Raw genomic sequence first — 23586 nt, 5'->3', positions numbered from 1 at the left:
AGCGGCGCAAGCCTCCGAGCGGTGGTGGGGTGGCCGGAGCCGGCGAGCCCGGTTCCCGCGCGTCCTCGACCTAAGCGAGGGCTGCCGCGAGGAGGCGCCGCGGACGCGGGGGCGCGAAGCGCCGGGTGCGGGGAGCGGCGCAAGCCTCCGAGCGGTGGTGGGGTGGCCGGAGCCGGCGAGCCCGGTTCCCGCGCGTCCTCGACCTAAGCGAGGGCTGCCGCGAGGAGGCGCCGCGTGTAGTCGGCCGCGGGGCGCTCGAAGACCTCGGCGGCGGGGCCGTGCTCGACGATGCGTCCGGCCCGCATGACCACGATCTCGTGGGCGAGCGCGCGCACCACCTTGAGGTCGTGGCTGATGAAGAGGTAGGCGAGCCCGTGGCGCTGCTGCAGCCGCAGCAGCAGCTCGATGATCTGCGCCTGCACGGAGCGGTCCAGGGCCGAGGTGGGCTCGTCGAGGACCACGAGGCGGGGCCGCAGGACCATGGCCCGGGCGATGGCGATGCGCTGGCGCTGGCCGCCGGAGAACTCGTGGGGGTAGCGGTGGCGGGCCTCGGGGTCGAGGCCGACCTCCTCGAGCGCCTCGATCACCCGCCGTTCGCGCTCGGCGGCGTCGGCCCCGATGCGGTGTGCGCGCAGCCCCTCCTCGACGATCTGCCCCACGGACATGCGCGGGTTGAGGCTGCCGAAGGGGTCCTGGAAGACGATCTGCATCTCCCGGCGCAGGGGGCGCAGGGCGCGGCTTCCCAGGCCCTGCAGGGGGCGGTCGCGGAAGCGGATCTCGCCCCGCGAGCGCTCGAGGCGCAGCAGCGCCAGCGCCAGGGTGGTCTTGCCCGAGCCGCTCTCGCCCACGACGCCCAGGGTGTGGCCGGCGCGCAGGCGGATGGAGACGCCGGCGACGGCCTCGAGGTGCCGCCTGGCGCGGCCGAGGAGGCTGCGGCCGAGGGGAAAGCGCACCCGCAGGTCGCGGGCCTCGAGGAGCACCGGCGCCTGAGGCGGCGCAGGGGGCGGGGTGCCGCCGGGTTCGGAGGCGAGCAGGCGCTGGGTGTAGGGATGGCGTGGCCGCGACAGGACCTCGGCGGTGGCGCCCCGCTCGACGATCTCGCCGTCCTTCATGACGCAGACGCGCTCGGCCATGCGGCGCACGACGCCGAGGTCGTGGGTGATGAGGAGCAGCGCCATCCCGAGCCGCCGCTGCAGCGCCTTGAGCAGGTCCAGGATCTGGGCCTGGATGGTGACGTCCAGGGCGGTGGTGGGCTCGTCGGCGATGAGCAGATCCGGCTCGTTGGCCAGCGCCATGGCGATCATCACGCGCTGGCGCTGGCCGCCCGAGAGCTGGTGCGGATAGGCGGAGAGGCGCGCCTCGGGGTCGTCGATGCCCACCAGCGCCAGCAGCTCCAGGACCCGGGCGCGCACCGCGCGCGGGCCCATGCCGCGGTGGATGCGCAGGGTCTCGCCGATCTGCTTCTCCACCGTGTGGAGCGGGTTCAGCGAGGTCATGGGCTCCTGGAAGACGATGCCGATGCGGTCGCCGCGGATGGCCCGCAGGACGGGCTCCGGCGCGCCCACGAGCTCCTCGCCGCGGAAGCGGATGGAGCCGCTCGGGTGGCGGGCGGTGGGGTAGGGCAGGAGCTGGAGGATGGAGAGGGCGGTGACGGACTTGCCCGAGCCGCTCTCGCCCACCAGCGCCAGGGTCTCGCCCCGCTCGAGCCGGAAGGAGACACCGCGCACCGCGTCCACCGGCTCGGCCCCCGGCGGCTCGAAGCGCACCGAGAGGTTCCGCACGTCCAGCAGCGGCGCCTGCCTCATCGCGTCTTCCTGGGATCGAAGGCGTCGCGCAGGGCCTCGCCGATGAAGATGAGCAGGCTCAGCATCGCGGCCAGCACCGTGAAGGCGGTGATGCCGAGCCACGGGGCCTGGAGGTTGGCCTTGCCCTGGGCGAGCAGCTCGCCCAGGGAGGGCGATCCCGGGGGCAGGCCGAAGCCGAGGAAGTCCAGCGAGGTCAGCGTGACGATGGCGTTGTTGAGGACGAAAGGGAGGAAGGTCAGGGTCGCCACCATGGCGTTGGGCAGCACATGGCGGAACATGATGGTGATGCGCCCGACGCCGAGGGCGCGGGCGGCGCGCACGTAGTCGAAGTTGCGCGCGCGCAGGAACTCGGCCCGCACCACCCCCACCAGGGTCATCCACGAGAAGGCGAGCATGAGGCCCAGCAGCCACCAGAAGTTGGGCTCGACGATGCTGGCGAGGATGATCAGCAGGTACAGCACCGGCAGCCCGGACCAGATCTCGATGAAGCGCTGGAAGAGGAGGTCCACCCAGCCGCCGAGATAGCCCTGGACGGCGCCCGCGGCGATCCCGATCACGGTGCTGGCGAGGGTCAGGGCGAGGCCGAACAGCACCGAGATGCGGAAGCCGTAGATGAGGCGGGCGAGCACGTCGCGGCCCTGGTCGTCGGTGCCGAGCCAGTTCTCGCGCGAGGGCGGCGCCGGGGCGGGCACCGGCAGCGCGTAGTTGATGGTGTCGTAGCGGTAGCGCACGGGGGGCCACAGCATCCAGCCGCGGGCCTCGATGCGCTCGCGGATCCAGGGGTCGCGGTAGTCGGTCTCGGTGGGGAAGTCGCCGCCGAAGACGGTCTCGGGGTAGCGGACGAACACCGGGAAGTACCAGCGGCCCTCGTAGCGCACCAGCAGCGGCCGGTCGTTGGCGATCAGCTCGGCGCCGAGGCTCAGGCCGAACAGGCCGAGGAAGATCCACAGCGACCACCAGCCGCGGCGGTTGCGGCGGAAGGCGAGCAGGCGGCGGCGGTTGAGCGGGCTCAGCGCCATCAGCCCTCCCGGCGCTCGAAGTCGATGCGCGGGTCGATCAGCACGTACATGAGATCGCCCACGAGGTTCATCACCAGCCCCAGCAGGGTGAAGAAGTAGAGGGTGCCGAACATCACCGGGTAGTCGCGGTTGATGGCGGCCTCGAAGCCGAGCAGCCCGAGCCCGTCGAGGGAGAAGATCACCTCGATGAGCAGCGAGCCGGTGAAGAGGATGCCCACGAAAGCCGAGGGAAAGCCCGCCACCACCAGCAGCATGGCGTTGCGGAAGACGTGCCCGTAGAGCACCCGCCGCTCGGTGAGCCCCTTGGCGCGGGCGGTGAGGACGTAGTGCTTGTGGATCTCCTCGAGGAAGGCGTTCTTGGTGAGCATGGTCAGCCCCGCGAAGCCGCCGATGACCATCGACAGCACCGGCAGGGTGATGTGCCAGAAGTAGTCGGCGATGCGCGCCGGCCAGGAGAGCTCGTGCCAGTTCTCGCTCACCAGCCCGCGCAGCGGGAACCAGTCGAGGAAGCTGCCGCCGGCGAAGAGCACCACCAGCAGCACGGCGAAGAGGAAGCTCGGCACGGCGTAGCCGACGATGATCACGCTGGAGGTCCAGAGGTCGAAGCGCGAGCCGTCGCGCACCGCCTTGGCGATGCCGAGGGGGATCGAGACGAGGTAGACCAGCAGCGTCGTCCACAGCCCCAGGGAGATGGAGACCGGCATCTTGTCCAGGACCAGCTCCACCACCGTGCGGTCCTGGTAGAAGCTCGTGCCGAAGTCGAAGGTGAGGTAGTTCCCCATCATGTCGAGGAAGCGCTCGAGCGGGGGCTTGTCGAAGCCGTACATGCGCTCGAGCTCGCGTACGAGCGCCGGATCGATCCCGCGGGCGCCGCGGCTCGCCTCCGTCGCCGCGGGAGCGGATGCGGCCTCGCCGGCGGCGCTGCCCGCGAAGCGGGCCGTGGCCTCGATCCCGTGGCCGCGAAGCTGCGCGAGCACGCGTTCCACGGGGCCGCCGGGGGCGGCCTGCACGATGAGGAAGTTCAGCACCATGATCCCGAACAGGGTCGGGATCATGAGGAGCAGGCGGCGCAGGATGTAGGCGCGCATGGCCTCCGTGGGGTCAGCGTGTGCGCGCCGCGGCGATGCGCTCCGCCTTGGCCCGGTCCACCCACCAGGTGTCGAAGGCGAGCGCGTAGGGCGGGTTCACCGGGGGGCGGCCGAAGAGGTCCCAGTAGGCGACGCGGAAGTAGTTCAGGTGCCAGTGGGGGATGACGTAGTGGCCCCACAGCAGCACGCGGTCGAGGGCGCGGGCGCGGGCGACGAGGCTGGCGCGGTCCGGAGCGGCGATGAGCAGCTCCACCAGCTCGTCCACCACCGGGTCGCGGATGCCGGCGAGGTTGCGGCTGCCGGGGGTGTCGGCGGCGGCCGAGGTCCAGAAGTCGCGCTGCTCGTTGCCGGGCGAGAGCGACTGCGGGAAGACCGCCACCGTCATGTCGAAGTCGAACTGCTGGAGCCGGTTCTGGTACTGGGTGGGATCGACGGTGCGCACCCCCGCCTCGATGCCGAGCCGCCGCAGATTGCGCGCGAAGGGCAGGGCGATGCGCTCGAAGCTGGGGTTGACCAGAAGGATCTCGAAGCGGAACGGTCGGCCGCTGGCCCTCTCCACCATGCGGCCGTCGCGCACATCGAAGCCGGCCGCGCGCAGAAGCCCCATGGCGGTGCGGAGCTGCCCCCGGATGTCGCCCTGCGGGTCGCCGGGCGGGGGCGCGTAGGGCCGGGTGAAGACCTCCTCGGGCACGCGGCCGCGGTAGCGCGCGAGGATGGCGAGCTCCTCCGGCCCCGGCGTGCCCGTGGCGGCGAGCTCGGAGTTGGCGAAGTAGCTCGTGGTGCGGGTGTAGGCGCCGTGGAAGAGGTTGCGGTTGGTCCACGCGAAGTCGAAGGCGTAGCCCAGGGCCTCGCGCACGCGGCGGTCGCGGAACATCCAGCGCCGCGTGTTGAAGACGAAGCCCTGCATGCCGGCCGGACGCCGGTGCGGGATCTCCACCTTCTTCACCAGCCCCTGGCGCAGCGCGGGGAAGTCGTAGGCGGTGGCCCAGTTCTTGGCCACGTTCTCCTCGCGGAAGTCGTACTCGCCGGCCTTGAAGGCCTCAAGCGCCACGGTGGTGTCGCGATAGTAGTCGATGCGGATGCGGTCGAAGTTGAAGCGTCCGCGGTTGACGGGGAGGTCCTTCGCCCAGTAGTCGCGCACGCGCTCATAGGTGACGGAGCGGCCGGGATCGACCGTTTTCACGCGGTAGGGACCGCTGCCGAGGATCGGCTGGAGGGTCGTCTTCGTGAAGTCGCGACCCTGCCAGTCGCGCTTCGAGAGCACCGGGAGCTCCGCGACGATGAGCGGCAGCTCGCGGTTGGCGCCGGGCTTGAAGGCGAAGCGCACGCGGCGCGGGCCGAGGACCTCGGCGCGGTCGACGCTGGCGTAATAGGCGCGGTAGAAAGGGTGGCCCCTGGTGCGCAGGGTCTCGAAGGTGAAGACGACATCCTCGGCGGTGATGGGGCTGCCGTCGTGGAAGCGCGCCTCGGGCCGGAGGTTGAAGACGATCCAGGAGCGGTCGGGGGCGAGCTCCATGCTCTCGGCCACCAGGCCGTAGCGGGTGAAGGGCTCGTCGGCGGAGGCCACCGTGAGGGTGTCGAAGGTCATGCCGATGCCCGCCGGGGCGATGCCCTTGAGGATGAAGGGGTTGAGGCTGTCGAAGGTTCCGATCTCGGCCAGCCGCACGTCGCCGCCCTTGGGGGCGTTCGGGTCGACGTAGTCGAAGTGGGTGAAGCCGGCCCCGTACTTGGGCTGGCCCCACATGGCCAGTGCGTGCACCGGCTCGGCGGCGGCGAGGGGCGACGAGGCCCACAGCATCGCCGCCCACAGCATCGCGTGCAATCGGCCTCGCATCTTGCTTCCCCCGTTGGCGTTCATGGCGGGGCGGGCCCCGGCCCGCACGTTTGCGATCCCGCCGCCGTCGTGCCGGTTCCCGCGCGGTGCGACAGCGTCTCGATCCGGCCGTCGACCAGATCGTAGCGCCAGCCGTGCACGCGCAGCCTGCCTGCGGCCAGGGCGTGGGCGACGACCGGGTAGGCGGCGAGACGCGCCACCGACAGCATCACCACGGCGCGCTCCCAGCACGCGGGGTCGGCCTCGTCGCCGCAGCCTGCCGTCCGGCGTGCGGCGTCGGCGTGGGCCATCCACTGCCCCAGGCGGCCCGATGCGCGGCCGCCGGCCCATGCCGCCACGCCGGCGCAGCGGGCGTGGCCGAGCACGACGAGGTCGCCGACGCCGAGGGTCTCCACGGCCACCTCGAGGGCGGCGCCGAGGGCGTCGGCGGCCGGATCGTCGTGGGGCGGCACCAGGGCGGCGACGTGACGGATCACGAACAGCTCGCCCGGGCCGGCATCGAAAAGCAGGGCGGGATCGACGCGGGCGTCGCTGCAGGCGATCACGGCGAAGGCGGGCTGCTGTCCCTGCGCGAGAGCGCGGGCGCGCCCGGGCGCGGCGTCGAACAGCCCGCGCCGGAAGCGGGCGAAGCCATCGAGCAGGCGGCGGGTCATGGGCACCCCGTCGGCATGGAAACCGCGCGCATTGTACGTCGAAGGCCGGGAGCGGCGAACCGGGCCGGCGGCACGCACCGCCGGCCGCGGGCCGGGGTGGGGTAGACTGGACGGCACCCGCAAGTCGCGGTCCCGCCCGGGCGGTGTGCCGCGACCCCCGATCCGGACACCGATCCCGGCGGGGCCGGATGCCCGAGGTCCTCGATGCCGGAGAGCTTCGTCCATCTGCTGCCGCTGTTCGTGCTGGCAGCTCTGGTGGTGCCGGTGGCGGTGCGCCTCCGGCTGGGGGCTATCGTCGGCTTCATCGCTGCCGGTGCGCTCGCCGGGCCGCTGGGGTTCGGGTGGGTGACGCGCTCGGAGGAGATCGCGGCGTTCGCCGAGCTCGGGGTGGTGGCGCTGCTGTTTCTCATCGGTCTGGACCTGCGACCGGAACGGCTCTGGGCGATGCGCGGCCACGTCTTCGGCCTCGGCAGCGCGCAGGTGCTCCTGACGGGGGGTGTCATCGCGGGCGCCTCGGTGGCGGCGGGCGTGGCGTGGCCGGCGGCGGCGGTGGTGGGAGCGGCGCTGGCGCTGTCGTCCACCGCGTTCGTGGCGCAGATCCTGCGGGAGGACGGGGTGCTGGGGCTGCCCTTCGGGCAGGCGGTGCTGGGTGTGCTGCTGGCCCAGGATCTCGCCGTGGTGCCGCTGGTGGCCCTGGCCCCCATGCTCGGCGCCGGCGCCGCCCCGGACGAGGGCGGGACGTGGTGGGCCGCCGCCCTGGAGGCATCGGCCGCCCTGGGGGCGGTGGTGCTGGCGGGGCGCTACGTGGCCAATCCGCTGCTGCGGCTCGCGACCAGTCACGGGGGGACGGAACTGCTGCCGCTGCTCGGCGTGCTCATCACGGCGGGCAGCGCCCATCTCACGGAGGCGGCGGGGCTGTCGGCGGCTCTCGGCGCCTTCCTCGCGGGCGTGCTGCTGGCCGAGTCGGAGTTCCGCCATCAGCTGGTGGCGGAGATCCAGCCCTACCGCAGCCTGCTGCTGGGGCTGTTCTTCATGGGCGTGGGGCTGTCCTTCGAACGCGAGGTGCTGCTGCGGCACGGAGGGGTGGTGCTGGCAGCCACTGGGGCGCTGGTGGCGGTGAAGGCAGTGCTGCTGACACCCCTGATGCGCGCCGCCGGGCTGTCGTGGCGCGAGGCGGCGGGCGGCGCGCTGCTCCTGGGACAGGGGGGCGAGTTCGGTCTCGTGCTGGCGACGGTGGCCATGGAGGCGGGGGTGATGGAGCCGGCGCTGGCGCAGGGGCTGGCCATGGTGGTGGCCTCGAGCATGGTGGTGACGCCGTTCCTGGCCGCGGCGGCGCGCCGCCTGCGGCGGGCGCTGGAGGGCGTCGCCGAGGTGCCGCCGGCGGAGATGGCCGCGGGCGGGCGCGTAGTGGTGGCGGGCTTCGGGCGCGTGGGGGCGCTCACGGCCGAGGCGCTCCAGGAGGGCGGCGTGCCGTGGGTCGGTCTCGACCGGCGCAGCGGCCGCGTGCGCGAGGCGCGCCGGGGCGGGCTGCCGGTCTACTTCGGCGACGCCGCGCGGCCTGAGGTCCTTCGCGCCGTGGGGGCGGCCTCGGCCCCCGCCATCGTGCTCACCATGGACCGGCCCGACGACGTCGAGGCGGCCCTCGCCGTGATCCGCCAGCGCTGTCCCGGGGTGCCGGTGGTGGTGCGCGCCTACGACGCACGGTGGGGCCGGGTGCTGGCGGCGCGCGGCGCCGACGCGGTGGTCTCCGAGGTGCTGGAGGTGGGGCTGGAGCTTGCGGCGGAGGCCCTGGTGCGGGCCGGCGTGGAGCGCAGCGAGGCGGATCGCAGGGTCAACCGCGTACGCCGCCGCCACCAGCCCCGGGCGTAGCCGGAGCATGGTGGCGCCCACCGGGCCCGGTGCCCGCCGCGCGGGGCCCCGGTGAGGGCCTCGTCGCCACGGAGGACGCCCGCGGGCGGGCCCGGGCGTGGGGGGCCGGCGCCGGCACGGGCGCGGCCCCCGGCCCGCGTCAGCCCTCTCTGCGCAGGTCGCGCACGCGCACCGCCTTGCCCTGGGAGCGCGGGACCTCGCCCGGGCGCTTGACCTCGACGGCGCAGGTGACGCCGATCATGGTCTTGATCTGGTGGCGCACGCGCCCGGCGATCTCGGCGTAGCCCGACTCCGGGGTGTCGGGGGTCGCCTCCACCTCCACCGTGAGGCTGTCCATGGCCCCCTCGCGGCGCAGCACGAGCTGGTAGTGGGGGGCGATGCCGGGCAGCCCCACCAGCACCGACTCCACCTGCGAGGGATAGACGTTGACGCCGCGGATGATGAGCATGTCGTCGCTGCGGCCGGTCACGCGCATGATGCGCACGTGGGTGCGGCCGCAGGCGCAGGGCTCGTCGGACAGGCGCGTGATGTCGCGGGTGCGGTAGCGCACCATGGGCAGGGCCTGCTTGGTGAGCGTCGTGATCACGAGCTCGCCGGTCTCGCCCATGGGCCTGGGCTCGCCGGTCTCGGGATCGATGATCTCGAACAGGAAGTGGTCCTCCCAGCCGTGCAGGCCGGCGCGCGCCTCCACGCACTCGGAGGCCACGCCGGGGCCGAGGATCTCGGACAGGCCGTAGATGTCCACGGCGCGGATGCCGAGGCGCTCGTCGAGCTCGGCGCGCATCTTGTCGCTCCAGGGCTCGGCGCCGAAGACGCCGATGCGCAGCGGCAGCTCGCGCAGGTCCATGCCCTCCTTCTCGGCCACCTCGGCGATGTTGAGGGCGTAGGACGGGGTGGCGCAGAGGACGTGGGCGCCGAAGTCGCGCAGCAGCACGATCTGCTTCTCGGTGTTGCCGCCGGACATGGGCACCACCGTGCAGCCGAGGCGCTCGGCGCCGTAGTGGGCGCCGAGGCCGCCGGTGAAGAGGCCGTAGCCGTAGGCGTTGTGGACGATGTCGCCGGGGCGGGCGCCGCAGGCGGCGAGCGTCCGCGCCATGAGGTCGGCCCAGGTGTCGATGTCGTCGCGGGTGTAGCCCACCACGGTGGGCTTGCCGGTGGTGCCGGAGGAGGCGTGGACCCGCACCACCTGCTCGCGCGGCACCGCGAACATGCCGAACGGGTAGGCCGCGCGGAGGTCGTCCTTCACCGTGAACGGGAAGTGGCGGATGTCCTCCAGGGTGCGGAGGTCGTCCGGCTTGACCCCGGCCTCGTCGAAGCGGCGCCGGAAGTGCTGGACGTTGTCGTAGGCGTGGCGCAGGGTCCAGCGCAGCCGCTCGAGCTGCAGGGCGGCCAGCTTCTCCCGCGGCATGGTCTCCAGCTCGGGCTGGTACTTGTACCCGCCGATGTCGTGGACTTGCGCGCTCATCTTCCTCCCCCTCGTGGTTTCGACGTCGCTTGCCAGGTTCGCCCGGGCCCCCGGGCTCAGGCGGCCGCGCCGGCGGCGCAGGCCGCGTCGGGATCGTGCCGCGCGCGATGGAGCGAGGCCGCCACCGCCTCGCGCAGCCCCGCCGGATCCTCGGCGAGGCGCCGCTCGAAATCCTCCAGCAGCCGGCCGAGCTCGGCCAGGCCCCGCTCGCGCACGTCGCCGTAGCCGCGCGCCCACACCGCGGCCTCGGCGACGTCGCGGGCGAGGGCGGGATCCACCGCCAGCGCCGCCTGCACCGCCGCGAGCCAGCGCGCCGTCTGCGCCTGCTCGGCGCGGAATCCGGCGCTCCAGCTCCGCAGCGGACGAAGCGCCGCGAGCAGCCGCAGCAGCGCCCAGCCCGCGGGCGAGGTGGTGGGCAGGCGCAGCGCCAAGCCCCCGCTGGGCCGCCCCGGGCGCCAGACGAGCCCGGCCAGCCCCGGCGGCAGCAGCGCCGAGAGCTCGCGCCGCCCGGGCTTGAGGTAGTCGCGCACGATCACCACGTCGCCGTCGCCGGCCCCGGTCTCGGCGCGGATGCGGGCGAGCCGCCCGGGGCGGGTCTTGAGCTGGGCGACGCGGATCACGTCCTCGTGGCTCATCCACGCCGCGAGCCGGCGCGCGGTCTCGCGGCTCACGGGCCAGCCCTGCGCCTCGCCGCCGGCGGCGCGCTCCGCCTCCACCACCGGGCGCAGGCGCTCGAGATAGCGCGCCGCCCAGGCACGGTCCTGGTAGTCGACGAGGCGGGCCAGGGCGTGGCCGAGGAGCGGGCGCAGCGGCTCCGGGAACGCGGCCAGGGCGCCGTCGAGGCCCGGCGGCGGCGGATCCAGCACGGGCTCGGGATCGGCCGGCGGCGGCGCCGGGGCGCGGGCCGCCTCGAGGCCCCGCTCGAGCCCGGCGAGATTGGACTCCACGGCGATGCCGCGCGCGCGGATCGCCGCGCGGGCCTGCTCGGGGTCGAGGGGCAGGACCTCGGCGCCCACCAGGGCCCCGAGCATCATGGCGTTGAGCTGGCGCCCGGCGCCGCGCGTGTCCACGTGGATGAGGCGGCCGGCGGCGGCCTGCAGCGCCTCGAGGATGGGCCGCGGGCGCACCGTGCCGTCGCCGGCGATCACCTTTTCGGCGGTGCTGTAGACCCGCTCCGAGGTGGTGATGACGACGGTGTCGGGGCCGATCCAGCCGCGCTCGAGGGCGCGCCCGGCCTCGGTGGGCTCGAGGGCCAGGACCACGTCCACCTCCCCCTCCGAGGGGTAGAGGCTGAAGACCGGCTCGCCCTCGGGCTCGGACGCCGGGAGCAGTTCGAAGTAGTAGGTGGTGGCGCCCGTGCGCTGGGCCACGCCGGGGATGGAGGTGGCCTGCGCCGGGTAGCCGGCGAGGCGCGCCGCCTCCACCAGCCAGTCGGCCAGCACCCCGCCGCCCTGGCCGCCGAGGGCGCCGATCACCACGCACAGGGGGCGAAGCTCGGGCGAGCCGTTCATGACGCGCCCATCCAGGCCAGGATCCGCTCGGCCGCGCGGGCGCGCCAGCGCCGCCACGGGCGGGGGTGGACGATGCGCCGCGCCTGATAGAAGGAGGGGCAGAGGGCGGCGGCGTGGGCCGCCGAGCCGCACAGCCCGCAGCCGACGCAGTCGGCGCCCACCATGGCCGTGGGGCCGTCCTTGAGGGGATCGGCCGCCGGGCGCAGGGTCAGCGCGGGGCAGCCGGACAGGCGCATGCAGGAGTGGTCGCCGGTGCAGACCTCGGTGTCGACGCCGAAGCGGGCGAGGGTCACCGTGCGCCCCTCGGCGATGGCCTGGGCGCGCGTCCTGCGCTCGCGCCGCTCGCGGGCGAGGCGGCACTCCTGGTCCGAGATGACCACGCGCAGGCCCTGGCCGCGGGCATCCAGCGCCTCGCGCAGGACCTCGAGGGTGGCGGGGACGTCGTAGGCGTCGACGCGGCGGATCCAGCGCACCCCCATGCCGCGCAGGGTCTGTTCGATGGACAGCCGCACCGGCTCGCCCCACGGCGTGGCCCCGGTGGAGGGCACGTGCTGCTGGCCGGTGGCCGAGGCGTAGCCGTTCTCGAGGATCACCAGCACCGCGTCGAGGCGGTTCCAGTGGGCGTTGGCGGCGCCGGAGACGAGCCCGTTGTGCCAGAAGCCGCCGTCGCCCATCACCGCCACCGTGGGCTGGCCGAGGGCGGGGCCGACGGCGCCGCCGCTGGCGAGGCTCAGCCCGTAGCCGAGCACCGTGCTGCCGAGGTTGAAGGGCGGCAGGGTGGCGAAGGTGTTGCAGCCGATGTCGGAGGAGACGTGGATCGGGCCGCGCTCGCGCATGAGCAGCTTCAGGGCGGTGAACAGCGGCCGCTCCGGGCAGCCGGTGCAGAAGCCGGGCGGGCGCGGGGGCATGGGCCCGTCCAGCGCCTTGCGGGCCTGGGCCACGGCGGCCTCGATGGCGGCCTCGCGCGTCCCGGCCTCGCGGCCCGCCCCCGCCGGCGCCGCCTCCGCGAGCCAGCGCGCGAGCCCCCGACGCACCACGTCGGCGGTGTACTCGCCGGCCATGGGCAGCACGTCCTTGCCCCACACCCGCACGGCGATGCCCTCGCGCTGGGCGAGGGCGCGAACCTGCTCCTCGATGAAGGGGGGATTGCCCTCCTCCACCACGAGGACGTGGTCCTTGCCGCGGAGGAACTCCGCGATCTGCTCCGGCACCAGCGGATGGACGGCGTTGAGCACCAGCAGCGGCAGCGGCGTGCGGCCGTAGGCGTCGGCGGCGCCGAGGCGGCGAAGCCCGCGCAGGGTCACGCCCCAGAGGCCGCCCTGGAGGATGACGCCGATGCGCCCGCCGTCGCCGGGGTGGTGCTCGTTGATGCCGTGCTCGAGGATGAAGCGCCGCGCCGCCGGCAGCCGCGCCTCGAACTTCGCCTTCTCCTGGGCGTAGGTGGAGGGCGGAAGGACGATCCGGCCGTAGTCGAAGCGCGCCTCCGGGAACGGGTGGAGGCGGTTGTAGGGCGGCGGGCGGTTGTCCTTGCAGACGAAGCTGCCAGTCATGTGCGCGGCGCGGATGCGCAGCGACAGGATCACCGGCAGGTGGCACGCCTCGGACAGCTCGAAGGCCTGCTCGGTCAGCTCCACCAGCCGCGGCATGTGGTAGCGGGGGTCGAGCAGCGGCATCGAGGACTTGAGGGCGAAGGCGTGGGTGCGCTCCTGGATGACGCTGGCCCCCTCGCCGTAGTCCTCGCCGACGATGATGAGCGCGCCGCCGGTCACCCCCGCGGAGGCGAGGTTGGAGAGGGCGTCGGAGGCGACGTTGGTGCCGACGATGGACTTCCAGGTGACGGCGCCGCGCAGGGGATAGTGGATGGAGGCGCCGAGGAGGGCCGCGGCCGCGGCCTCGCTCGCCGAGGCCTCGAAGTGCACGCCCATGGGCTCGAGCACCGCCTCGCGGGCGTCGGCGAGCACGTCCATGAGGTGCGAGACGGGGGCGCCGGGATAGCCGCCGACGTAGGCCACGCCCGCCTGCAGCAGGGCCTTGGTGACGGCGAGGATGGCCTCGCCGTGGAAGACCTCGCCCGCACCGAGGCGGAGCTTGTCCACCTCGGCGGCGAAGGAGCGCTCCATGCCCTTGCGGGGCTCGGCGGCGGTGCGGCGCAGGAGATGCTCGGCGACGGCCATGCTCAGCTCCAGCCGGGCTTGCAGCCGGGGCGGGACGCGCCCGGCGTGCGCGCCGGACCGCGCGCGATGGCGAAGCCCTGGTTGTAGGCGGCCCGGGTCACGATAGCGTACTTCATCCACCAGCCGGCGAGCCACGTCACCACGCCCGCGGCGGCCACCGCAGGCCCCTGCAGCGGTGCCACGACGGCGCCGAGGAGCAGCAGCGCCACCGGCGCCGCATGGCCGCCCATGACCAGCGGCGGGTGCAGCCGCCGCAGCACGTCGGCCGCCGCCACCGGGGCGTTGCCGGGGGCGGTGAGATGGCCGAAGTAGCGCCGCCAGGCGACGAAGCGGGCGAGCACCAGCAGCGCGAGCAGCGGCCCGATCCAGTCCGGCAGGGGCAGTGCAAGCGCCGCCGCCGCCAGCAGCCCCGCGCCCTCGGCGAGCCCGGTGGCGAGGATGAGCGGCACGATCTGGGGCACCCGCCAGGCCGGGATGCCCTTGGCCGCGTGCAGGATGCGCGCCTGGCAGTAGAGGAAGACGGCGGCGAAGAGGGCGGCGAGGGCGAGCAGCGTGCGCGAGCCGGTCAGCGCCGTGGCGAGGGCGGCGAGGGCCAGCGGCACCGCGGCCATGGCCTCGCGGGTCATCCACGAGGTCTGCGGATGGAAGAAGACGTTGAGGGCGCGCAGCGGCCGGCCGAGCTCCGCCCACACGAGGCTCAGGCCCGCGCCCACGAGGGCGATGCCCAGGAGGGCGAGAATGCGCGCCTCGGCCGGGGAGTCGGCGGCCAGGGCCGCGAGGATGAGGGCGCCGGTGCCGGCGCCGCCGCCGCAGAAGTTGCCCGCGGCGCGCCAGTCCCAGTGGTTCTGCAGCCAGGGTGTTGCCGGTCTCACGGTTGCGCCTCTTTCGGTGTCAGTCGGGTCCGCCCGTGCGCGCCCGCCCGCCGCGGGCGGCGGTCACTTGCGGTCCCACAGGTAGTAGAACCCCGGGTTGGTGCCGAGCTCCTCGTGCATGCGGAAGTACCGGTTCTCGGCGAGGAGCCGCGAGACGTTGCTGTCCGGGTCCTCGATGTCGCCGAAGTGCAGCGCCTGGGCGATGCAGGAGTTGACGCAGGCGGGCGTGGCGTCGGGATCCACCCCGGGGGTCAGCCCCCGCGCCAGCCCGGCGTCGACCCGGTCCGAGCAGAAGGTGCACTTCTGGGCCACGCCGAGGCGGCGCGGGTCCTCGCGCGCGGCCTCGTACTCCATCGGCTGCGCCCCGTAGGCGTAGCGCTGCTCCTCGACCTTGTAGCGGGCCTGGTAGGGGCAGGCCACGGCGCAGTAGGCGCAGCCGATGCAGAGGTCGTAGTCGATGGTGACGATGCCGTCGGCGCGCTTGCGCGTGGCGGTGGAGGGGCAGACGTGCATGCACGGCGGGTCGTCGCAGTGCTGGCAGCCCACCGGCACGAAGGCCCGGGTGACGTCCGGGTACTCGCCGTACTCCATGTCCAGCACCCACCGCCACTGCACCCCCGGCGGGGTGGCGTTGGTGTGGCGGCAGGCCGCGGTGCAGGTCTGGCAGCCGACGCAGCGGCGCAGGTCCGCCACCATCACCCAGCGGCTCATGCGGCACCTCCCACGCGACGGATGGCCACCGGCACGATGTCCGCGCCCGAACCCGTGGAGTCGGTCAGATCCAGCAGCATCGGGTTGAGCGGGTTCATGCTCGGGGTCCTGAAGTCCTTGGCGTAGGGCGTGACCCAGTGGTCGAACTGGCCCAGCATCAGGATGGTGTCGGGGCGGATCCCCTGGCGCAGGATGGCGCGCCCGCGGGTGGCCTTGATGGCGGAGCGGATCTCGATGAGATCGCCGTCGCGGATGCCGAGCTCGGCGGCCTTGCCGGCGTTGATGATGACGCCGTCGTGGCCGGCGACGTTCTTCGCTACCTCGCGGATCTGCTGGATGGCGACGTTGTTGCCCCAGGCGTACTGCATGCTGCGCGCGGTGACGAGCCAGAAGGGGAAGTCCTCCTCGCGCACGCCGAAGTTCTCCGCCATGGCGCGGCGGTAGATGCCGGGGAAGTCGCGCCACTCGGGGAAGGGCTCGTACTCCTCGAGCTGCTTGTCCCACCAGCGGATGCCGCGCTCGTGCAGGCGCCGCTCGAGCTGCGTGCCCACGCGCAGCAGCCGCTCCTGATAGGGCATCTCGAAGCGCAGCCCCTGGTCCACGAGGGCCGGGTAGAGGTACCAGTGCAGGCGCGGGAACGGCCTGACCAGGATGCCGTGGCTGCGGAACCAGTCCAGGCCGTGCACCTCCTTGCCCCCGGTGAGCTCGGCGCTCGCCGCCTTGCAGTTGGCGTCCCAGATCTCCTCCACCGAGTGGGGGCGCTCCGGGTCGAGGGAGAAGTCCCAGCCCTCGCCCTTGAGGCGCACACCCGCGGCACCGCGGTTGATGGCCTCGTTGTACTCCTTGAGGATGCCGACGCGGCGCGCCAGCTCGGTGGCGATCCAGGTGAAGTCGCGGGCCTCGCCGCGGGGCGGCACCACCGGCTGGCGCAGGGCGAAGCCCTGGTGGTCCCAGTACTGCTCCTGGTACTTGGTGCCGCCGATGCGCATCAGCTGCAGCCCCTCGAGGTCGGTGGCGTCCGGGAGCAGGATGTCGGCCATGTGGTTGGTCTCGTCGCGCGTGTAGGCGAAGCAGACCACGAAGGGGAAGCGCGCCATCGCCTCGCTCACCTTGTCGGTGTGCCAGAAGGAGATGGCCGGGTTGGTGCGGTAGACGATCCAGACCTCCGGCGGCGTCATGCGCGGGAACTGCTCCGGGGCCTTGTGCTGCATCATCCACGCGAGATGCGTCGGGCCCAGGGCCTGGCTCCAGGGCGAGTTGGCCACGAGCGGGATGAGCGTGCGGTTGGCGTTGCGCACGTCGGGCTCGGCGAGCCAGCCCTCCCGGTCGGTGGGGTTCCAGGGGTAGTCCATGAAGCCGTCGGGGCCGGGGCGGACGCTGGCGTGGCGGTCGCTCGCCGGGCGGTTGAGGCGCACCGTGGTGCCGAGGGTGCCGCCCGGGACCTCCAGCGCGCCCACGAGGCAGGCGAGGAGCGTGCGGGCCCAGCAGCAGTTGTAGCCGCCCCAGCCGTTGTTGACGGTCTTGCCGAGGGTGATGGCCACCGGCCGCAGGGGCAGGGTGCGGCCCTCGATCTCGATGGTGGCGCCGACGCGAGCGTGCTCCACGTACTCGCGGCTGACGCGGCGGATGGTCTCGGCGGGGACGTCGCAGATCGCCGCCGCCCACTCCGGGGTGTGCCCCCGGCAGAACTCGACGAGCCGCGTGAAGGCGGTCTCCACCTCCACGTCCTCGTGCACCCAGCGGTCGTCGTCGGCGCCGAGCTCGATGCCGGAGGCGCGGTAGCGCCCCTCGAGGGCCGGCCGGACGCCGGGCGTGTCGAAGGGCACCGCGCGGCCGGAGGCCTCGTCCCACACCAGCGGCTTGCCGCTCTCCGGGTCGCGCAGGTAGAAGCCGTTGGGCGCCACGAGATAGGGCGAGGCGGTCCGCTCCCGCAGGAAGGGCAGGTCCAGCCGCTCGCGCGGGATCTCGTGCAGGAGGACGTGGACCATGGCGTGGAGGAAGGCGGCGTCGGTCTTGGGGCGGATGGGGATCCACTCCGCCGAGCAGGCGCCGGTGACCGACAGATGCGGCTCGATCTGCACGCGCCTGGCGCCGCGCACGCGCGCGTCGGCGTGGCGCCAGACGCCGCAGACGCCGCCGGAGGCCTCGATGTTGCTGCCGAAGGAGAGGATGTACTCGGTCAGCGGGGTGTCGGGCGTGACCGTGAAGGCGCGATGCCAGAGCTCGCCGTAGAGGTGCTCGGAATGGTAGCACTTGACGCCCTGGCCGCTGCCGAAGCCCATGTCCACCGGGCCCCAGGCGGCGAGGAAGGCGGGCAGGGTGCCCATGTACTGGGTCGGCGTGCCGCCGCCGCCGAAGCTTGCCGCGAGGCGCGGGTAGCCGGACTCGTCGCGCAGCCCCTTGGCCCGCACCTCCTTGAGCTTGGCGGCGATGATGTCGAGGGCCTCGTCCCAGGAGATGGGCACGAAGCCCGGGTCCTCGTCACGGCCCTTGCGAGGGTTGGTGCGCTTCATGGGCGTGAGCACGCGGTGGGGGTTGTAGGTCTTCTGCACCAGCCCGTAGGCCTTGACGCAGACCTTGCCCCCCGCGGGGTGCACCCCCGCGGCGCCGAAGTTGGGCTCCACCTTGGTGGCCACCCCGTCCTCGACGGTGACCGTGAGCAGGTCCGGCCCCGCCACGCACTGGTAGCAGTACGTGGGGACCTTGCGCACCTCCCGCGCCGTGCCCATGGTCAGGCCCTTGCCGCCTTCGCCCGCAGCCGCTCGGCGGTCTTGGCGACGTCCACCACGAAGCGGACGTGGCGTCCCTTGGCCACCTCCTCCACCGGGTCGCGGGCGGTGATCTCGAAGGTCACGAGCCGGCCCTTGACCTCGCTGATGCGGGCCTCGATGTCCACCCACATGCCGAGGAGCGTCGGCGCCGTGTGGTCCACGGAGACGTGCGCGCCCACCGAGTCCTCGCCCGCATCCAGGTGCTCGAGCAGCAGCTCGCGGCAGGTCACCTCGATGTCGCGCACCAGCTCCGGGGTGGCGTAGACGCGGCAGTCCTCGCCCATGAAGTCGATGGTGCGTCCGGCGTCGATCTCGACGCGGCGGGTGGTGGCGACCCCGGCCCTGAGGGAATCCTTCATGGCTGTCCTCTCCCCTGCGTTGCGCGGCTGGATGTCCGCGGCCTCGTTCGTGAAGGGTCAATTGTTCGCATGGCGAGCAGAGTGGATCCACTGTCGCACCGGGCATGTCCCCGTCGGCGCCGTGCCCTTTTCCTCCCCTTCGCCGCGCAATTGACGTTTACGTAAGCGGCAAAGGCTATGATACGTCCGGGTCCGGGGCTGGGCAAGACCCCGCCCGGGGTCGGGGCGTTGCATCCAAGAGGTTGTTTCGACGATGGAAATCGTGTCCAGGGCGCCGTTTCGTGTGCGCCGTCGGGTGGGCTGGGGGGCGTGCGACCCGGCCGGGATCATCTACACACCGCGGGGGGTGGAGTTCGCCGTCGAGGTGCTGGAGGCCTGGTGGCGCGAGGTCCTCGAGGTGCCCTGGCCGGTGCTGCTGGACGCGCTGCAGGGCGGCTCGCCCATCGTGCACCTGGAGCTGGACTACCGGCGGCCGCTGCGCCCCGAGGACGAGCTGACGATGACCCTGTGGCTGGAGGCGATCGGCGGCGCCAGCGCCCGCTACCGGGTCCGGGGCGAGGTCGCGGGGGAGACCGCCTTCGAGTGCGTCCTGGTGGCGGTGAGCATCGACCGTGCGCGCTTCCGCGCCCGGCGCATCCCCGATGCGCTGCGGGCGCGCATGGAGCGGTACCGCGCCGATTGCGGGACGGGCAATAGTTGAGCGCGCCGCCGGGTTGCAAGCGGGCGCGGACTGTTGTATCACCGCTCATGGGGTGACGTTGACGTAAACGTCAAGGATTCCCGCCTGCGCGGGGGGAATTGTTCGACGGTGCAGCAATTGATAACGTGGTGCGGGTGCCGGCGCGTGCCGGCGCCGCGATCCACAACCTGACCACCTGGAGGAGGGGTCTCCCATGTCCGGAAGAAGAACGTTCCTGAAGAAGGCGTCCATCTGCGTGGCGGCGGCGGGCCTGCTGGGCCTCGGCGGCGTCCAGGCGGCCGAGCCGATCCGCATCGGCAGCGTGCTGTCGGTCACCGGGCCGGCCTCGTTCCTCGGCGATCCGGAGCTGAAGACGCTGCAGATGTACGTGGACGAGATCAACGCCAAGGGAGGCATCGACGGCCACAAGATCGAGCTCATCCACTACGACGACGGGAGCGACGCCAAGAAGGCGGTGAACTTCGTCAAGCGCCTGATCCAGCGGGACAAGGTGCATGTCATCGTGGGCGGCACCACCTCGGGGGCGTCGCTCGCCATGATCCCGGAGGCGGAGGGGGCGGGGGTGCCCTTCATCTCGCTCGCGGGCTCGGTCAAGATCGTCGAGCCGGTCAAGAAGTGGGTCTTCAAGACGCCGCACACGGACAAGATGGCGGCGGCGAAGATCTTCGAGGACATGCGCCGGCGCGGGATCAAGAAGGTGGCGCTGATCTCGGGCTCGGGCGGCTTCGACAAGTCGGGCCGCGCCGAGTCGCTGGCCCTCGCGCCCGAGTACGGGATCGAGATCGTCGCCGACGAGACCTACAACAACAAGGACACCGACATGACGGCGCAGCTGACGCGCATCCGCGCCACCGACGCCGAGGCGATCCTCAACTTCGGCTTCGGCACCGGCCCGGCGATCGTGACCAAGAACGCGCGCCAGCTCGGCATCGACCTGCCGCTCTACCAGTCCCACGGCGTCGCCTCCAAGAAGTTCATCGAGCTCGCGGGCGAGGCGGCCGAGGGGGTGCGCCTGCCGGCGGCGGCGCTGCTGGTGGCGGAGAAGCTGCCCGACAACGACCCGCAGAAGCCGGTGCTGCTGGCCTACAAGCGCAAGTACGAGGCCAAGTACGGCCCGGTCTCCACCTTCGGCGGGCACGCCTACGACGGGCTCTTCATCGCCCTCGAGGCCATCGACCGCGCCAACTCCCTGGACCGGGCCAAGATCCGCGACGAGATCGAGCGCACGCGCGGCTTCGTCGGCACGGGCGGCGTCTTCAACATGAGCCCCGAGGATCATCTGGGCCTCGATCTGAGCGCGTTCCGGATGCTCGAGATCCGCAACGGCGACTGGGTCCTGGTGGAGTGAGGCCCGCACCGAAGGCCCCCGCCCCCGCGGCGGGGGCCTTCGTCTCGGAGGCGTGATGCTGGAGCAGCTGCTGCAGTTCGTCGTCACCGGGATCACGGTGGGCTCGACCTATGCCCTCGTCGGTCTCGGCTTCGCCCTCATCTACAACGCCTCGCAGGTGGTGAACTTCGCCCAGGGCGAGTTCGTGATGCTGGGGGCGATGGTGGCGGTCTCCATCGTGGGTGCGGGGGCGCCCCTCCCGGTGGCGGTGCTGGGGGGGGTGGCGGCCACGACCCTCGTGGGCATCGCGCTGGAGAAGCTCGCCATCGAGCCCGCGCGCGGCGCCAGCGTCATCACCACCATCATCATCACCATCGGCGCTTCCATCCTGCTGCGCGGGGTCGCGCTGCTCATCTGGGGCAAGGACATCTACGCCCTGCCGCACTTCAGCGGCGAGGAGCCCATCGCCATCGGCTCGGCCACCGTCCTGCCGCAGAGCCTGTGGGTGATGGGGGTGGCGGCGGTGCTGGTGCTGGCGGTGCGGCTGTTCTTCGACCGCACGATGCTGGGCAAGGCGGTGCTCGCCTGCGCCTGCAACCGCACCGCGGCGCAGCTCGTGGGCATCAACGTCCAGCTCATGCTCACGCTGTCCTATGCGCTCTCGGCCATGCTCGGGGCGGTGGCCGGGGTGCTGGTGGCGCCCATCGCGTTCACCTCGTGGGATGCGGGCGTGATGCTGGGCCTGAAGGGCTTCTCCGCCGCCATCCTCGGCGGCATGGGCAACCCCATGGGCGCGGTGGCCGGCGGGCTGCTGCTGGGGCTGATCGAGTCGCTGGGGGCGGGGCTGCTGTCGTCGGGCTACAAGGACGCCCTCGCCTTCCTCATCATCCTGATCGTGCTCGTGGTGCGTCCGAGCGGCATCTTCGGGCGCGCCGCCGTGGAGCGGGTATGAAGCGGCTGGCCGGGTTCTACCTCTTCGCCGTGCTGGTGGCGCTGCTGCCGGTGGCGTTTCCCCACAACTACTTCGTCACCGTGGTGGGGGTCACCATCGGCATCAACGCGATCCTCGCGGTGAGCCTGAACCTGTTCATGGGCTACGCGGGCCAGATCTCGCTGGGGCACGCGGCCTTCTTCGGCGTCGGCGCCTACGCCTCGGGGATCCTCACCACCCGCTACGGGGTCGATCCGTGGCTGGCGATGCTGGCGGGGCTTGCCGCCTCGGGGCTGGTGGCGGCGCTCATCGCGCGGCCCATCCTGCGCCTGCACGGCCACTATCTGGCGATGGCGACGCTCGGCTTCGGCATCATCGTCAACATCGTCATGGTGGAGGCGGAGGGGCTCACCGGCGGGCCCGACGGCATGACCGGCATCCCGCCGCTGCCGCTGCTCGGCCGCAGCATCGACACCGACCTGGAGTGGTACGCCGTGGTGGCGGTGGTGCTCCTCTTCACGGTGTGGGTCTCGCTCAACATCTTCGACTCGCGCGCGGGCAGGGCTCTGCGCGCGGTGCACGGCTCGGAGATCGCGGCCCGCACCCTGGGCGTGGACACCGCGGCGGCCAAGAGCAACGTCTTCGTCCTCTCGGCGCTCATCGCCTCCTTCGCGGGCAGCCTCTTCGCCCACCAGCAGAGCTTCATCAGCCCCGGCTCCTTCGGCTTCTTCTTCTCCATCGAGCTGGTGACGATGGTGGTGCTGGGCGGGCTCGGTTCCACCTTCGGGGCGGTCTTCGGCGCCGTCGTGCTGAGCCTGCTGCCGGAGGTGCTGGTGGTGCTCGAGGACTACGAGGTCCTCGTCTTCGGCGCGGTGCTGATGCTGATCATGATCTTCCTGCCGCAGGGGTTGTTCGTGGGCACGGTCCGGGCCCTGCGGGGGATCGTGGCCCGGCGGGCCGAGGCGCCCGTGGCGGGGGAGGGCTGAGCGGTGGCGCTGCTGCGGGTGGAAGGGCTGGAGAAGGCCTTCGGCGGCGTGATGGCGGTGGCCGATCTCAGCTTCGAGGTGCCGGAGGGGTCGGTCTATGCCGTCATCGGTCCCAACGGCGCCGGCAAGACCACCCTCTTCAACATGCTCTCCGGCGTCTACACGCCCACCGCCGGGCGGATCGAGTTCGCAGGGCGGCGTATCGACGGGTTGCCGCCGCACCGCGTGGCGCGTCTCGGCATCGCGCGCACCTTCCAGAACCTGCAGGTCTTCTTCAACATGACGGTGCTCGAGAACGTCATGGTGGGCTGCCACCTGCGGGGGCGGACCGGGCTCGTGGCGGCGGCGCTGCGGCTGCCGCGGATCCTGCGCGAGGAGCGGCAGATGCGCGCCTGGGCCGAGGAGGCGCTGGCCTTCTGCGGCCTCGAGGCCTACGCCGGGCGCGAGGCCGCGGCGCTGCCCTACGGCATCCTCAAGCGGCTCGAGATCGCGCGGGCGCTGGCGGCGCAGCCGCGCATGCTGCTGATGGACGAGCCCGCGGCGGGCCTCAACGACACGGAGACGCTGGAGATGCGGGGGCTCATCCGCCGCATCTGCGAGCGCGGCGTCACCGTGCTGCTGGTGGAGCACAACATGGGCCTGGTGATGGAGGTCTCGGACACCGTGCTGGTGCTCGACTACGGGCGGCGTCTCACCGAGGGCTCCCCGGAGCAGGTGCAGAACGATCCCGAGGTCATCGCCGCCTACCTCGGCGGGGAGGTGGAGTATGCCGTCTCCTGAGGCGCCGCTGCTGGAGGTGCGGGGGCTGCGCAGCCGCTACGGCCCCATCGAGGTCCTGCACGGCGTCGACCTCGAGGTCCGGCTCGGCGAGCTCGTGGCCATCGTGGGCGCCAACGGGGCGGGCAAGACCACGCTGCTTCGCACCATCTCCGGCGTGCAGCCGGCGAGCGAGGGGGGCATCCGCTTCGATGGACAGGACATCACCCGCTGGCCTGCGCATCGCATCGTCGGCGCCGGGATCTGCCAGGTCCCCGAGGGGCGGCAGGTGTTTGCGCCCCTGTCGGTGGAGGACAACCTGCGCCTCGGCGCCTACCGCCGCCAGCGCGACCGCGCCTGGGTGGAGGAGGAGCTGGCGCGGATCTACGAGCTCTTCCCCATCCTGGCGGAGAAGCGCCGCGAGCCCGCGGGCACGCTCTCGGGCGGGCAGCAGCAGATGCTGGCCATCGGCCGCGCGCTGCTCGGGCGGCCGCGCCTGCTCCTTCTGGACGAGCCCTCCATGGGCCTCGCACCGCTGCTGGTGGAGGAGATCTTCCGCGTCGTCAAGCGGCTGCACGAGGAGGGCGTGACGGTGCTGCTGGTGGAGCAGAACGCGCGGGCCGCGCTCGGGATCGCCGACCGCGGCTACGTGCTGGAGACGGGCCGGGTGGCCATGGCCGCGCCGGCGTCCGCGCTGCTCGAGGACGAGGGCGTGCGCCGCGCCTATCTGGGCGGGCACTGAAGGGAGCCGGAGG

19 protein-coding genes are annotated in these 23586 nt (G+C 72.8%); 7 read left to right on the top strand and 12 right to left on the bottom strand.

The annotated features are described in order from the left end of the window. Nucleotides 1–203 precede the first annotated feature (203 nt). Genes EDC57_RS08495 through EDC57_RS08475 form a run of 5 tightly spaced genes read right to left on the bottom strand, consistent with a single transcriptional unit; the run spans nt 204 to nt 6399 of the window. A complete protein-coding gene (locus EDC57_RS08495; protein WP_123401436.1) occupies nt 204–1805 on the bottom strand; it encodes an ABC transporter ATP-binding protein in 1602 nt (533 codons plus the stop codon). After that, nucleotides 1802–2824 carry an ABC transporter permease gene (locus tag EDC57_RS08490; RefSeq protein WP_123401435.1) on the bottom strand — a complete coding sequence of 341 codons (1023 nt, stop codon included), beginning with the start codon at nt 2822–2824 and terminating at the stop codon, nt 1802–1804. The genes EDC57_RS08495 and EDC57_RS08490 overlap by 4 nt, the downstream gene beginning before the upstream one ends. Next, the gene (locus EDC57_RS08485) at nt 2824–3912 is read right to left on the bottom strand and encodes a microcin C ABC transporter permease YejB (protein ID WP_123401434.1); all 1089 of its coding nucleotides are present in this window, start codon (nt 3910–3912) and stop codon (nt 2824–2826) included. Before EDC57_RS08485 ends, EDC57_RS08490 begins: the two co-directional genes overlap by 1 nt. A 13-nt stretch (nt 3913–3925) precedes the next feature. Beyond that, complete coding sequence (locus EDC57_RS08480; RefSeq protein ID WP_123401866.1) at nt 3926–5746, bottom strand: extracellular solute-binding protein; 1821 nt, start codon at nt 5744–5746, stop codon at nt 3926–3928. A 20-nt stretch (nt 5747–5766) separates the two neighbouring features. Further along, on the bottom strand, nt 5767–6399 hold the full coding sequence (locus EDC57_RS08475) for a carbonic anhydrase (protein ID WP_170165082.1): 633 nt from the start codon (nt 6397–6399) through the stop codon (nt 5767–5769). A gap of 204 nt (nt 6400–6603) precedes the next feature. On the opposite strand from EDC57_RS08475, the gene EDC57_RS08470 reads away from it, so the two are divergent. Next, entirely contained in the window at nt 6604–8268 is a 1665-nt protein-coding gene (locus tag EDC57_RS08470; RefSeq protein WP_123401432.1) for a cation:proton antiporter domain-containing protein, read from the top strand. 139 nt (nt 8269–8407) lie between these two features. Here EDC57_RS08470 and EDC57_RS08465 read toward each other — a convergent pair whose 3' ends face one another. The 7 genes from EDC57_RS08465 to EDC57_RS08435 form a co-directional block, all read right to left on the bottom strand. After that, nucleotides 8408–9733, bottom strand: coding sequence for a phenylacetate--CoA ligase family protein (locus EDC57_RS08465; protein WP_123401431.1), 1326 nt, complete (start codon nt 9731–9733; stop codon nt 8408–8410). Between the two features lie 56 nt (nt 9734–9789). Further along, complete coding sequence (locus EDC57_RS08460) at nt 9790–11244, bottom strand: indolepyruvate oxidoreductase subunit beta family protein (RefSeq protein ID WP_123401430.1); 1455 nt, start codon at nt 11242–11244, stop codon at nt 9790–9792. Beyond that, nucleotides 11241–13418 carry a thiamine pyrophosphate-dependent enzyme gene (locus tag EDC57_RS08455; RefSeq protein WP_211331941.1) on the bottom strand — a complete coding sequence of 726 codons (2178 nt, stop codon included), beginning with the start codon at nt 13416–13418 and terminating at the stop codon, nt 11241–11243. Before EDC57_RS08455 ends, EDC57_RS08460 begins: the two co-directional genes overlap by 4 nt. Nucleotides 13419–13420: 2 nt before the next feature. Next, nucleotides 13421–14290 (bottom strand): NrfD/PsrC family molybdoenzyme membrane anchor subunit, encoded by an 870-nt coding sequence (gene nrfD, locus EDC57_RS08450; protein ID WP_123401429.1) that lies wholly within the window; start codon nt 14288–14290, stop codon nt 13421–13423. 63 nt (nt 14291–14353) lie between these two features. Then, nucleotides 14354–15001: a 4Fe-4S dicluster domain-containing protein gene (locus EDC57_RS08445; RefSeq protein ID WP_123401428.1), complete on the bottom strand. Its 648-nt coding sequence runs from the start codon at nt 14999–15001 to the stop codon at nt 14354–14356. After that, the gene (locus EDC57_RS08440) at nt 14998–17730 is read right to left on the bottom strand and encodes a molybdopterin-dependent oxidoreductase (RefSeq protein WP_211331940.1); all 2733 of its coding nucleotides are present in this window, start codon (nt 17728–17730) and stop codon (nt 14998–15000) included. Before EDC57_RS08440 ends, EDC57_RS08445 begins: the two co-directional genes overlap by 4 nt. 2 nt (nt 17731–17732) lie before the next feature. Next, entirely contained in the window at nt 17733–18131 is a 399-nt protein-coding gene (locus tag EDC57_RS08435) for a thioesterase family protein (protein WP_123401863.1), read from the bottom strand. Nucleotides 18132–18393: 262 nt separating this feature from the next. Here EDC57_RS08435 and EDC57_RS08430 point away from each other — a divergent pair, with 262 nt between their 5' ends. From EDC57_RS08430 to EDC57_RS08405, 6 genes are all read left to right on the top strand, one after another. Continuing rightward, nucleotides 18394–18831, top strand: coding sequence for an acyl-CoA thioesterase (locus EDC57_RS08430; RefSeq protein ID WP_170165081.1), 438 nt, complete (start codon nt 18394–18396; stop codon nt 18829–18831). A gap of 193 nt (nt 18832–19024) precedes the next feature. Further along, a complete protein-coding gene (locus EDC57_RS08425) occupies nt 19025–20179 on the top strand; it encodes an ABC transporter substrate-binding protein (RefSeq protein WP_123401426.1) in 1155 nt (384 codons plus the stop codon). A gap of 55 nt (nt 20180–20234) precedes the next feature. Continuing rightward, complete coding sequence (locus EDC57_RS08420) at nt 20235–21110, top strand: branched-chain amino acid ABC transporter permease (RefSeq protein ID WP_211331939.1); 876 nt, start codon at nt 20235–20237, stop codon at nt 21108–21110. After that, nucleotides 21107–22075, top strand: coding sequence for a branched-chain amino acid ABC transporter permease (locus tag EDC57_RS08415; RefSeq protein ID WP_123401425.1), 969 nt, complete (start codon nt 21107–21109; stop codon nt 22073–22075). The genes EDC57_RS08420 and EDC57_RS08415 overlap by 4 nt, the downstream gene beginning before the upstream one ends. Nucleotides 22076–22078: 3 nt before the next feature. Further along, a complete protein-coding gene (locus EDC57_RS08410; RefSeq protein WP_123401424.1) occupies nt 22079–22855 on the top strand; it encodes an ABC transporter ATP-binding protein in 777 nt (258 codons plus the stop codon). Beyond that, on the top strand, nt 22842–23573 hold the full coding sequence (locus EDC57_RS08405; RefSeq protein ID WP_123401423.1) for an ABC transporter ATP-binding protein: 732 nt from the start codon (nt 22842–22844) through the stop codon (nt 23571–23573). The genes EDC57_RS08410 and EDC57_RS08405 overlap by 14 nt, the downstream gene beginning before the upstream one ends. The last annotated feature ends 13 nt before the right edge of the window (nt 23574–23586 follow it).

The sequence above is a fragment of the Inmirania thermothiophila genome, from assembly GCF_003751635.1.
Lineage (GTDB): Bacteria > Pseudomonadota > Gammaproteobacteria > DSM-100275 > DSM-100275 > Inmirania > Inmirania thermothiophila.
The sequence above is the reverse complement of the archived record's forward strand: the minus strand, read 5'-3'. Positions and strand labels throughout refer to the sequence as shown.

Bases quoted from the DNA above. Each gene is read 5' to 3' on its own strand.
- EDC57_RS08405 (WP_123401423.1), top strand. From the start codon at position 22,842: ATGCCGTCTCCTGAGGCGCCGCTGCTGGAGGTGCGGGGGCTGCGCAGC.
- EDC57_RS08470 (WP_123401432.1), top strand. From the start codon at position 6,604: ATGCCGGAGAGCTTCGTCCATCTGCTGCCGCTGTTCGTGCTGGCAGCT.
- EDC57_RS08465 (WP_123401431.1), bottom strand. From the start codon at position 9,733: ATGAGCGCGCAAGTCCACGACATCGGCGGGTACAAGTACCAGCCCGAG.
- EDC57_RS08440 (WP_211331940.1), bottom strand. From the start codon at position 17,730: ATGGGCACGGCGCGGGAGGTGCGCAAGGTCCCCACGTACTGCTACCAG.
- EDC57_RS08480 (WP_123401866.1), bottom strand. From the start codon at position 5,746: ATGCGAGGCCGATTGCACGCGATGCTGTGGGCGGCGATGCTGTGGGCC.
- EDC57_RS08415 (WP_123401425.1), top strand. From the start codon at position 21,107: ATGAAGCGGCTGGCCGGGTTCTACCTCTTCGCCGTGCTGGTGGCGCTG.
- EDC57_RS08460 (WP_123401430.1), bottom strand. From the start codon at position 11,244: ATGAACGGCTCGCCCGAGCTTCGCCCCCTGTGCGTGGTGATCGGCGCC.
- EDC57_RS08475 (WP_170165082.1), bottom strand. From the start codon at position 6,399: ATGACCCGCCGCCTGCTCGATGGCTTCGCCCGCTTCCGGCGCGGGCTG.
- EDC57_RS08495 (WP_123401436.1), bottom strand. From the start codon at position 1,805: ATGAGGCAGGCGCCGCTGCTGGACGTGCGGAACCTCTCGGTGCGCTTC.
- EDC57_RS08490 (WP_123401435.1), bottom strand. From the start codon at position 2,824: ATGGCGCTGAGCCCGCTCAACCGCCGCCGCCTGCTCGCCTTCCGCCGC.
- EDC57_RS08455 (WP_211331941.1), bottom strand. From the start codon at position 13,418: ATGGCCGTCGCCGAGCATCTCCTGCGCCGCACCGCCGCCGAGCCCCGC.
- EDC57_RS08485 (WP_123401434.1), bottom strand. From the start codon at position 3,912: ATGCGCGCCTACATCCTGCGCCGCCTGCTCCTCATGATCCCGACCCTG.
- EDC57_RS08425 (WP_123401426.1), top strand. From the start codon at position 19,025: ATGTCCGGAAGAAGAACGTTCCTGAAGAAGGCGTCCATCTGCGTGGCG.
- EDC57_RS08445 (WP_123401428.1), bottom strand. From the start codon at position 15,001: ATGAGCCGCTGGGTGATGGTGGCGGACCTGCGCCGCTGCGTCGGCTGC.
- EDC57_RS08420 (WP_211331939.1), top strand. From the start codon at position 20,235: ATGCTGGAGCAGCTGCTGCAGTTCGTCGTCACCGGGATCACGGTGGGC.
- EDC57_RS08435 (WP_123401863.1), bottom strand. From the start codon at position 18,131: ATGAAGGATTCCCTCAGGGCCGGGGTCGCCACCACCCGCCGCGTCGAG.